Below are 10,980 nucleotides of genomic sequence, written 5' to 3' on the forward strand. Positions count from 1 at the left end.
CAAAGCCGCCGCACTGCCGTCGACCATGAAAGAACTGAAGGACACGCTGTGGAAGGCCGCCGACAAGCTGCGCGGCTCCATGGACGCCTCCCAGTACAAAGACGTCATTCTCGGCCTTGTGTTCCTCAAATACGTCAGTGACTCCTTCGACGAGCGGCGCGAGCAGATTCGCACCGAGCTCGCCGCCGACGGCCTCGACGAGGACCAGATCGGCCAGCTCATCGACGACGTCGACGAATACACCGGCCGCCGCGTGTTCTGGGTGCCGGCGCCCGCCCGCTGGATCTACATCGCCGAAAATGCCAAGGGCATCGCAGGTGCGGTCGGCGAGCCGTTCAAGCAGGTGGGCCAGCTCATCGACGAGGCCATGGACCTCATCATGGTCGCCAACCCCACCCTCGCGGCCACGCTGCCACGCATCTACAACCGCGACGGCGTCGACCAGCGCCGGCTCGGAGAACTGCTCGACCTGTTCAACTCCGCACGGTTCACCGGCGAAGGATCGACCAAGGCCCGCGATCTGCTCGGCGAGGTCTACGAGTACTTTTTGGAGAAGTTCGCCAAGGCGGAGGGCAAGCGTGGCGGCGAGTTCTACACCCCGGCCGGCGTCGTGCGGGTGCTGGTGGAGATGCTCGAGCCCACCCGCGGCCGCGTCTACGACCCGTGCTGCGGCTCGGGCGGCATGTTCGTGCAGGCCGAGAAGTTTCTCGAGAACCACCATAAAGAGGGATCGGAGCTCTCGGTCTTCGGCCAGGAGCTGAACGAGCGCACCTGGCGCATGGCCAAGATGAACCTCGCCATTCACGGGCTCAACGGCAACCTCGCCAGCCGCTGGGGCGACACCTTCGCCCGCGACCAGCACCCCGACATGCAGGCCGACTACATCCTCGCCAACCCGCCATTCAACATCAAGGACTGGGCTCGAAACGAGCAGGATCCCCGCTGGCGCTACGGCGTGCCGCCCGCCGGCAACGCCAACTACGCCTGGATTCAGCACATCATCTCCAAGCTGAGCCCCGGCGGCAGCGCCGGCGTGGTCATGGCCAACGGGTCGATGTCGTCCAACTCCGGCGGCGAGGGCGAGATTCGCGCCCAGCTGGTGGAGGCCGATCTTGTCACCTGCATGGTCGCCCTGCCCACGCAACTGTTTCGCAGCACCGGAATTCCGGTCTGCACCTGGTTCTTCGCCAAGGACAAGACCGCGGGCGAGAAGGGCTCGATTGACCGCACCGGCCAGGTGCTCTTCATCGACGCCCGCAACCTCGGCACCATGGTCGACCGCGCCGAGCGCGCCCTGAGCGACGACGACATCGCCAAGATCACCGGCACCTATCACGCCTGGCGCGGCACGCCTTCGGCAGCGGATGCTTCGCTCGTCTACGCAGACGAGCCCGGCTTCGCCTACTCCGCGTCACTCGCCGAGATCAAAGCCGCGGACTACGCGCTGACCCCTGGGCGTTACGTTGGTGCCGCCGAGGCCGAAGAGGATGCCGAGCCGATCGAGGAAAAGATCGCTCGGTTGAGCGCCGAACTCTTCGCCCAGTTCGACGAGTCCGAGCGTCTCGCCGCCGTTGTGCGCCAACAGCTTGGTCGTATCTCGTGACTCAGACTGTCCCCTTTTCCAGTCTCTTCTCTACCCCGCTTAAAAATGGTGTCAGCTACTCAAGGAGTGAAAGGGGCAGCGGAATCCCCATGGTCAACATGAAGGAGATTTTCGCCTTCGAACGAATCTCAAACCAGGAATGTGAGCTTGCTCCGTTATCCGAACGAGAGCTTTCTTCGGCGCTCTTAGAAGATGGCGACCTGCTGTTTGCACGCCAGTCACTGACCTTTGAGGGCGCCGGGAAATGCGTTCTAGTGCTTCCCGCAGATGGACCTCGAACATGGGAGAGTCACCTAATTCGGGTTCGGCTGGATAAAATCATGGCCTGCCCTGCCTTCTACTATTACTATTTCAACTCCATTCAGGGTCGTCTTTCGGTTCAAACAATTGTTCAGCAGGTCGCTGCTGCGGGTATCCGTGGTTCGGACTTGAGTCGTTTGTCTGTCCCCTTTCCAGCAATTGAAGTGCAGTGGGGGATCTCGGACGTTCTTGGCGCGCTCGATGACAAGATCGCCGCCAATACTCAACTGGCCGAGACGACGGCGGAACTGGCCGCCCTGACCTATTCTTCGTTTCAGGCGATGCGAGGTGACCGCCACCCCTTGGACGAACTTGTCACGACGCAATACGGATTCACGACATCGGCGCATTCGGAACCGGGGCCGAAATTTCTGCGTGTGACGGATATAAATAAACGGCCCTGGATCACTTGGTTCTCAACACCAAATTGCTCGCTTGGAGCTGCAGACTTAGCCAAGTATCGGGTGCGGGAAGGCGACATACTCGTTGCACGGATGGCGGACCCCGGCAAAGCGGCTTTTATCGATGAGGGCGATCCGGAGGCGGTTTTTGCCTCCTACTTGGTCCGGCTAAAAGCCAAAGACCCAGAGGATGCCCTCTTCATCTACTACTTCTTGCGGTCAGACGAGTATCGGAACTACTCCGAAGGCGCCATGCAGGGATCGGTACAGATGAACATGAATGCCAAAGTGATCGTAGCGACGGATATGTTTCTGCCAAATCGTGAGGGCATTACGTTGTTCAACTCCCGAATCAGACCGCTACGGCGGGTCATTCAGAGTGCCCTGACGGAGAATGTTCAGCTCGCCGCAACCCGCGACGCGCTCCTCCCGCAGCTCATGTCGGGCAAGCTGCGCGTCAAAGACGCCGAGCAGACGCTCGCGGGCGTGCTCTGATGAACGCCCTGAGGGCTCGCCCCCATCCGTTGATCGAGCTTGCCGAGATCTCCATCGACCAGCGCGACCCGCGTTGGGATCGCAGCCACCGTCATGCGCATTGCGATCTCGGCAGGCTCGATCAGCGGGATGGTTACGTCGTTCGGGGGCTCAATCAATGGGGGTCGCGACGGTCATGACATGGCCTCGTGAAGCGCGAGGCGCGCAAACCTGCATGTCGGTGGTGCCTGCCACTATTTTCATAGAGCCTCAACTAGACGTACGAACTGTGGTTGCGAATCGGCAGGAGGATCTTGTCGCAACAGATCGATTTGAGGAGATTGGATCATGAGCTCCAAGTACGACTCGACAGATGCAGAAGCGAATGAGACGAACCGCGCATCGTTTCCCAGCACGCCTGACCGAATTTCTATGCCCGAGTGGTACCCCGACCTGCTCGCCTCCGTCGCCGGACGCGTTGCTGCTGGGCGTTCGCGGGCGATCGCGGCGGTCAATTCAGAATTGCTTGCCACGTACTGGGCAATCGGTGCAGACCTTATCTACCGTGAAGCCCAAGAAGGCTGGGGGACGCGCGTCGTGCTCAGACTATCGGCAGACATCCGCGGTCAATTTCTCGGAACGAAAGGGTATTCTCCACGCAACCTCAGGTACATGAAGAGTTTCGCCGCGGCTTGGCCCGAGTCTTCAATCTTGCAAGGCTCGCTTGCAAGATTGCCCTGGTATCACCAGATCGCACTACTCGAGAAGTTGGGCGACCCGGCTACGCGCCTTTGGTACGCGGCGGCAGCCATCGAAAACGGCTGGTCTCGCGATATTCTGGTGCACCAGATTGACACTCGGCTCCATGAACGCTCGGGCAAAGCAATCACCAACTTCGCGGCGACACTTCCGCCGGCAGATTCCGACCTGGCCCAGCAGGCCACCAAAGATCCCTACGTCTTCGATTTCCTCGCGATGACCGACCGGCGCAACGAGCGTGAGCTGGAGACCCAGCTGGTGACGCACGTGCAGAAGTTTCTGCTGGAGCTCGGGCAGGGTTTCGCGTTCGTTGGCGAGCAGGTTCGTCTGGAGATCGGCGACGACGAGTTCTTTGCCGACCTCCTTTTCTACCACTTGCGGTTGCGCTGCTATGTCGTCGTCGAGTTGAAGGCCACGGCCTTCAACCCCGGCTTCGTGGGGCAGCTCGGCATGTATATGGCCGCCGTCGACGATCTCCTTGCCCACCCCGACGACAAGCCGACCATTGGGCTGCTGCTCTGCAAGACGAAGAACAATGTCGTGGCTGAGTACGCGCTCCGAAGTTCCTCGATGCCCATTGGCGTGGCTGAGTGGAAGGATGCCATCACAGACTCCCTGCCGGAAGAGTTCGCTTCCAGCCTGCCGACGATCGAGACAATCGAAGCCGAGCTCGCCGGTGAAGAGATTTCCCCGGACGCCCACGATTGAACAAACCACTAAAAATGACCACCAGACTGGCCCGTGTCTTGTGGGAACGCAGCCGGTCATAGTCAGAGTTTGATCTCTGGTGAGAATAAGCGACTGAGCTTGGAGTTGTTTCGTTAAGATCAGATGATGCGCCATACGCAAGAAAGTTGGGGGAATCATGGCTTATGTACTTACTAACCGACTCGTCGTCGGTGTCGCATCGAGCGCGCTTTTTGACCTGAGCGAGTCGGACGCCATATTTCGCGCGGAGGGGGAAGAACCGTATCGAACTTATCAAGATGCCAACATAGATACTCAGCTTCTTCCCGGGGTGGCCTTCCCATTCATTCAGAGACTACTGGGGCTGAACGACCTTAGTCCGATAGGCGATCCCTTGGTCGAAGTGATAGTCCTTTCGAAAAACGACCCAACTACTGGACTTCGAGTCATGCGATCCATCGAATCTCACGGGCTGTCCATTACTCGCGCAGTTTTCACACAGGGCAAGTCCCCCTACGAGTACATCGGTGCATTCGAGATGTCCCTCTTTCTATCCGCAGATGAACGTGACGTAAGAAAGGCTGTCGAACTCGGGTTTCCGGCCGGCCGTGTGATGCCTTCTGATCTGAGCTACGCCGAGGATGGTGGCGAAGTGCGCGTGGCGTTCGACTTTGACGGAGTCTTGGCCGACGACGAGTCTGAAAGAATTTTTCAAGGCCCTGGCGGGTTGAAAGGATTTCAGGATCATGAGGTCTTCAACCTTGATCGATCTCTTAGCGCGGGACCGTTACGCGAGCTGCTGAAGGATCTACACATGATCCAGAATCTTGAAAAGATCAAGAAGCTGGAGCAACCTCAATATCAGCCGCGGGTGCGAATCTCGATTGTAACGGCCCGAAATGCGCCGGCACATGAACGCGCCGTGAGAACACTCAGCGCCTGGGGAATAACGGTAAACGACGCCTTTTTCCTTGGCGGTATTTCCAAAGGCTCCGTCCTTAAAGTTCTACGGCCGCATATCTTCTTTGATGACCAGGAAGGCCATCTCTCTGCCACGGCAGAATTCGCTGCAAGTGTGCACGTGCCGTATGGCATCGCAAATGAGTCACCACAGGGCACGGTAATTTCGCTCGACATATTGGAAACCGTGTCATGACAAATCGGCGTCGCCGCAGTTGAGGGGATAGGCAATGACGATCACTATATCTACGGCAGCACAGGGGCTGTCCGAAGCCGCGTGGGAGGACTTCGCGCTCGACCAGCTGGGGGAGCCGCTCGGCTGGCTTCCGCTCGCCGGCGAGAAGATCGCGCCGGGCACTGGGGAGCGCGAGTCGTGGGGCGAACTGCTCATTCGCCCGCGCCTGCTCGAGGCGTTGCGCAATCTTAACCCGACCGTTCCGGTGGAGTACCTGCGCCAGGCGCTCGCCGAGCTGACCGCACCCAAATCGATGGACGCGATCACCGAGAATCAGCGTATGCACGAGTACTTCGTGCACGGCTTTCCGTTCAGCTATCTCGATGCCAGCGGGGCCGAGGTGAGCCCCAGCATCCGCTTGATCAGTTCTGACCCGGCGCAGAACGACTGGCTGGCCGTGAACCAGGTGACGCTGCGCCAGGGCGACTATCTGCGCCGGTTCGACATCGTGCTGTACTGCAACGGCATGCCGGTGAGCATCATCGAGTTGAAGAAGGCGGGCAGCGAGCGGGCCACCGTGGCCGCAGCGCACGCCCAGCTACAGACCTACCTGCGCGAGTTTCCGATGGCGTTTCGGTTCTGCGTATTCACGCTCGCCTCCGATGGGCAGTCGGCGTCGTATGGCACGCCGTTCACTCCGCTGAACCACTTTTCACCGTGGAACGTCGACGACGACGGCAAGCCGGTGCAGTCCGGCACGACCACGGTCGACGGCGACGCGGTCACCGGGCTCGACACTGCCCTGGCCGGCCTCTATAACCAGGACAACTTTCTGCAGCTGTTGACCTATTTCACCGCGTTCGATGAGGGCGACGATGGCCTCACCAAGCGCATCGCCAAACCGCACCAGTTTTTCGCCGTGAACAAGGCGGTCGCCAGCACGGTGCAGGCCGTCGCGAGCAACGGTAAGGCCGGGGTGGTCTGGCACACGCAGGGGTCGGGCAAGTCCATGGAGATGGAGTTGTACACCAACCTGGTGACGCTGCATCCCAAGCTGAAGAACCCGACCATCGTCGTCATCACCGACCGCAAGGAGCTCGACGGGCAGCTGTTCAGCTCGTTCGATCGCAGCCTGCTGCTTCCGGGCAAGCCGGAGCAGATCCTGCGCCGCTCCGACCTGCGGCAGAAGCTGAGCGAGCGCAACACCGGCGGAATCTTCTTCACTACGCTGCAGAAATTCGGAATCAGCAAGGCCGAGAAGGATGCCGGGATGGAGCATCCGCTTTTGTCGGACCGCCGCAATATCATCGTCATCGTCGATGAGGCGCACCGCAGCCACTACGACGACCTCGACGGGTATGCCCGCCACCTGCGCGACGCACTGCCGCACGCGACGCTGATCGCGTTCACCGGCACGCCCATCTCCTTCGATGATCGCAACACCCAAGACGTGTTCGGCGACTACATCGACGTGTACGACCTGTCTCGCGCGGTCGAGGACGGCGCGACCGTGCCGGTGTATTTCGAGCCGCGGCTGATCAAGGTGTCGCTGGCAGCGGACGTCACCGAGGAGATGCTCGACGACGCGGCCGACGACGCCACCCAGGGGCTCGACGAGACCGAGCGCGCCCGCATCGAGCAGAGCGTGGCCGTCGTCAACGCGGTCTATGGAGCTCCCGAGCGCATCGCCGCGCTCGCGGAGGATATCGTGACGCACTGGGAGAACCGGCGCAGCCACATGATCAAGTTCATCGAGAAGCCGGGCAAGGCCATGATCGTCGGTGGCACCCGCGAGATCTGCGCGCTGCTCTACGAGGCGATCGTGGCGCTGCGGCCAGACTGGCATTCCGCTGCGGTCGACCAAGGCGTGATCAAGGTGGTGTATTCCGGGGTTGCGACGGACCAGCCGCCGGTCAGCCTGCACGTGCGGCGCACCTCACAGAACGATGCGATCAAGGCCCGGCTCAAGAACGTCGACGACTCACTCGAACTCGTCATCGTGAAAGACATGATGCTCACCGGCTTCGACTCCCCGCCGCTCCACACCCTCTACCTTGACCGTCCGCTCAAGGGTGCGCTGCTCATGCAAACGCTCGCGCGGGTGAACCGCACCTTTCGCGGCAAGGAAGACGGGCTGCTCGTGGCCTACGCGCCGCTCGCCGAGAATCTGGCCAAGGCGCTCGCCGAATACACAGCGGATGACCAGACCGGCAAACCGCTCGGCCGCAACATCGACGAGGTGGTCGCGCTCACCGAGACTCTCGTCGAGACCCTGCGCGGTCTCCTGGCCGGGTATGACTGGAAAGCCGTGCTGCACAAGGGTGGACCGAAGGCCTACCTGAACGCGGTGACCGGTGCCGTGAACTATCTGCGGGCGCCCGGCACGCCCGGAAACCAGATTGTTGAGGGTGAAGAGACCCTCGGGGTGAAATACCGCCGGTACTCGGGCCAGCTCTCGCGGGCCTGGGCGCTGTGCTCGGGGTCGCAGAACCTGGCGGAGCTGCGCCCAGAGGTGCAGATCTACGAGGAGATTCGGGTCTGGATGGCCAAGGGCGATGCCAATGATCGGCAGTTGCGCGGCGAGCCGATCCCCGAGGAGATCCAGCGGTTGCTGGGGGAGCTGATCGCGTCCGCCACGTCATCCGGTGAGGTGCTGGACATCTACGAAGCCGCTGGCATGCCGAAGCCGTCGCTGAGCGATCTGACGTCGGAGTTCGTGGCGAAGACGCAGCAGGCGCGCAACCCGCATTTGGCGATTGAAGCGTTGCGTAAGTTGCTGACCGAGGAGGCCGTGGCATCCACTCGTAACAATATGGTGCGGCAGCGGGCGTTCTCGGAGCGCATCACCGAGCTGATGAACAAGTACACCAACCAGCAGCTGACCTCCGCCGAAGTCATTGCCGCGCTCGTCGAGATGTCGCGGGAGGTCGCCGCCGAGTCGCAGCGTGGGTCGCACTTCAAGCCCGCGCTGACCAGTGATGAGCTGGCGTTCTATGACGCGGTGGCGCAGAACGAGTCCGCCGTGGATCTGCAGGGCGAGGGCAAACTCGCCGACATCGCGCGCGGGCTGGTGCAGGTGATGCGCCGCGACGTGCGCACCGACTGGACCGTGCGCGACGATGTGCGTGCCAAGCTGCGCTCGTCGATCAAGCGGCTGCTCGTGGTGAACGGATACCCGCCCGACCAGCAGCCCGCCGCCATCAAGCTGGTGATGGAGCAAATGGAGTCAATGGCGCTGCGGTTTGCGGCGGAGCGCTAATACCGGCGACCTTCTCGCGGTCTGCAAACCAGAGCACACCGACCGATGTGATTTTCGCAACGAGGGGTAGTCTGGGGAGATGGAAACCCTTCGAGAACGCGTTCTGACGTGCCTGGAGCAGATGGCGCCCGGCACGTCTCAGAATGAACTCGCGAGGCGCATCGGGATGGCGCCGAGCGCTCTGTCGCGTGCGCTCAATGAAACACGTGGACTCACGGGTGACGAACTCGTGAGCTTGGCACGGGAACTTCGGATGTCGGTCGACTGGGTACTGACGGGGGAAGACCCATTTCCGATCCGTATCGCTGCCCGCCACAACTTTTCGCAGATTAACGGCTACCAACTGTCACGAGCGGCGGCGGGAGAGCGAGCAATTCTGGACGATGTTGCTCTGGTGTTCCGCCAGGCAGTAGACGACCTGCAGCCCCTGGCTCGGCGCGCGGTCCCGACCGATCCATCCGAGGCCCGCGAGATGCTGCTCGACGCATTTGGCGCGGATTGGACACTTCACTTTGCGGATGCCGTTGAGCGCGTTTTCGGCATCGACGTCGTCAAACTAGCCATGCCCGACGCCGCCGGCTATTCGATGCAGTTGCCGAACGCAACTGTCATTGTTGTCCCGACTGAGAACTTCTGGGGTCGACAGAATTGGACAATAGCTCATGAGCTTGGGCACATTTCTCGAGCGGAGTACACGCCGATTGACGAGCCAGCTTCGATATCGGACGAGTCGGCGGCGAATGCATTCGCGGCGCAACTGCTGCTGCCCGAGGAGGAAATGCGAATGATCGACTGGTCCGCCACTCGCGGGCCAGAGCTAGCAAAGTTTCTCTGGGGGAGCGGTGTTTCGATCGGGGCGCTCGGCGTGCGCTTGGACAGTCTCAAAATTGATCGTCCCGAGGTGACGCTGCGCACCGGGCAGCTGATTCGCAAGTATCCACCAATGGACGTCGGGGTCTTCGACGACCCGATTAGTCAGCGGTGGGTTGCCGCCGGCCGCCGACGGTTTCCTGTCAGAATCCTTGTCGCGCACGAGAAATTTGAAACAACACGGCGTTCCCTGGCGTGGATGTTGGGTGTTGAGGTCGACGAAGCTTCCGACGAAGTGGAGGCTCAAACCAACCTGGATACGATGGCGACGGCATTCGGATTTGTCCCGGCGAAGTGACTCTCTTTTTCCCGGACAACACGGTCCTGGTGAACTTTGCCCACATTCGCCAGATCTCTGTGTTGGAGGGGCTTCTCCAGGGTCGAGGGCGCTGGGTGTCGTCCGTCGCGGCGGAGTGCGAAAGGTCCGCCGAACTTGTGCAGCTCGAAGACCTGAAAAACGTGCCTGAAATTCTCGGAGTCCCCATCAGATCTGATCGTGCGGAGCGTGTCGATGCCCGAGCCATTCAGATCCGACTGCGGGCGCCGGGTGACCCTTCTGGAAGGAGCTTTGGAGAATCGGAGACTATCGCTGTCATCGTTCGACGGCAGCTTGACGCAATGTTCCTCACCGACGACCGGGGTGCGATCGACTATCTGGCCGTGGGGCATCCCGAGATCAAGGTGTTTCGCACGACCGACCTGCTCGCCCTGGCCGTGCGTGTAGGGAGCTTCAGCGCCGAGGATGCCGTGGCCCATCTGGCTGTACTGCGCGAACGTCGTCGCACTCGTATGCCGGATTCAACGTTCCTCAGGCTGTTGAACTGATTCTTAGGAGTGTCTCTTGTTTGTTCATGCGGGCTGGAGGATGTCCATGAGTCGGGCTCGATCGGTACAGTTGTGTCATTAACGTGAAGGAGTACGCGCAGGCTCGACGTATTAGCGAGCGTGGTGTGCGCAAGCTCATCGAACGGGGGGCGCATCCCCGCGAGCAGGAAGCTGGGGAGCAAGGCGTGGGTCATTGACGACTCATCAGCGAATCGACACACGCGTTCTCGCCGACCGCTCACGCCTCGTTCGCAGGACGCCTTTATTCATTTCTTTGGCACGAATACCCTCGCCGGACTCGATTCCAAGACCAAGGAACGCACAGCTCAGCGCATCCGCTTTCTGCGTGGCAGCGATGCGCCAGCTTCGATCCTCGCGGACTGGTTCAACGGCCAGCCGCCCGCCGGCCTGAATGCGGGGTCCAACCTCGTTGCCCATGCGGTGGCCGGCAATGATGCCAGGGTGCGGCAGGTGCTCCAACGGAGACATGCCGCGTACCTCCGCGAACGAGTCGACCTGGCCCAGCGGGTCAGTGATGAACGCGCTATTCGCGGCCTGACCCGAGCCGACTGGCGAGTAGCGCTTGATGGTAGCGCCAGTCCAGGTAATTGGTAGCAAAGTTCTGACGAGGTGGTAGCGGCCCGGGCTTGGTGCCCGGGCCGCCGTG

General features: G+C 61.1%; 8 protein-coding genes. 7 read left to right on the plus strand and 1 reads right to left on the minus strand.

The window, feature by feature from the left end:
• Nucleotides 1-25: 25 nt before the first annotated feature.
• The 7 genes from E3T43_RS01015 to E3T43_RS01045 all read left to right on the plus strand — a co-directional run bounded on the left by E3T43_RS01015 (nucleotide 26) and on the right by E3T43_RS01045 (nucleotide 10,313).
• Nucleotides 26-1,603 carry a class I SAM-dependent DNA methyltransferase gene (locus E3T43_RS01015; RefSeq protein ID WP_134470999.1) on the plus strand — a complete coding sequence of 526 codons (1,578 nt, stop codon included), beginning with the start codon at nucleotides 26-28 and terminating at the stop codon, nucleotides 1,601-1,603.
• An 89-nt stretch (nucleotides 1,604-1,692) separates the two neighbouring features.
• Nucleotides 1,693-2,799, plus strand: a complete 1,107-nt coding sequence (locus tag E3T43_RS01020) for a restriction endonuclease subunit S (protein WP_134470991.1) — start codon at nucleotides 1,693-1,695, stop codon at nucleotides 2,797-2,799.
• A gap of 411 nt (nucleotides 2,800-3,210) precedes the next feature.
• Nucleotides 3,211-4,245 (plus strand): YhcG family protein, encoded by a 1,035-nt coding sequence (locus E3T43_RS01025; RefSeq protein ID WP_241978754.1) that lies wholly within the window; start codon nucleotides 3,211-3,213, stop codon nucleotides 4,243-4,245.
• Nucleotides 4,246-4,402: 157 nt separating this feature from the next.
• The gene (locus E3T43_RS01030; RefSeq protein ID WP_174844299.1) at nucleotides 4,403-5,380 is read left to right on the plus strand and encodes a 5'-nucleotidase; all 978 of its coding nucleotides are present in this window, start codon (nucleotides 4,403-4,405) and stop codon (nucleotides 5,378-5,380) included.
• 34 nt (nucleotides 5,381-5,414) lie between these two features.
• Nucleotides 5,415-8,618: a type I restriction endonuclease subunit R gene (locus tag E3T43_RS01035; protein WP_134470993.1), complete on the plus strand. Its 3,204-nt coding sequence runs from the start codon at nucleotides 5,415-5,417 to the stop codon at nucleotides 8,616-8,618.
• A 79-nt stretch (nucleotides 8,619-8,697) separates the two neighbouring features.
• A complete protein-coding gene (locus E3T43_RS01040) occupies nucleotides 8,698-9,786 on the plus strand; it encodes an XRE family transcriptional regulator (protein WP_134470994.1) in 1,089 nt (362 codons plus the stop codon).
• A 320-nt stretch (nucleotides 9,787-10,106) separates the two neighbouring features.
• Entirely contained in the window at nucleotides 10,107-10,313 is a 207-nt protein-coding gene (locus E3T43_RS01045; RefSeq protein ID WP_134470995.1) for a hypothetical protein, read from the plus strand.
• A gap of 204 nt (nucleotides 10,314-10,517) precedes the next feature.
• Here E3T43_RS01045 and E3T43_RS19075 read toward each other — a convergent pair.
• A partial coding sequence (locus E3T43_RS19075; protein WP_206751391.1) for a hypothetical protein occupies nucleotides 10,518-10,980 on the minus strand: 463 nt, incomplete at its 5' end.

It is taken from the genome of Cryobacterium sp. Hh7 (assembly GCF_004403155.1).
Lineage (GTDB): Bacteria > Actinomycetota > Actinomycetes > Actinomycetales > Microbacteriaceae > Cryobacterium > Cryobacterium levicorallinum.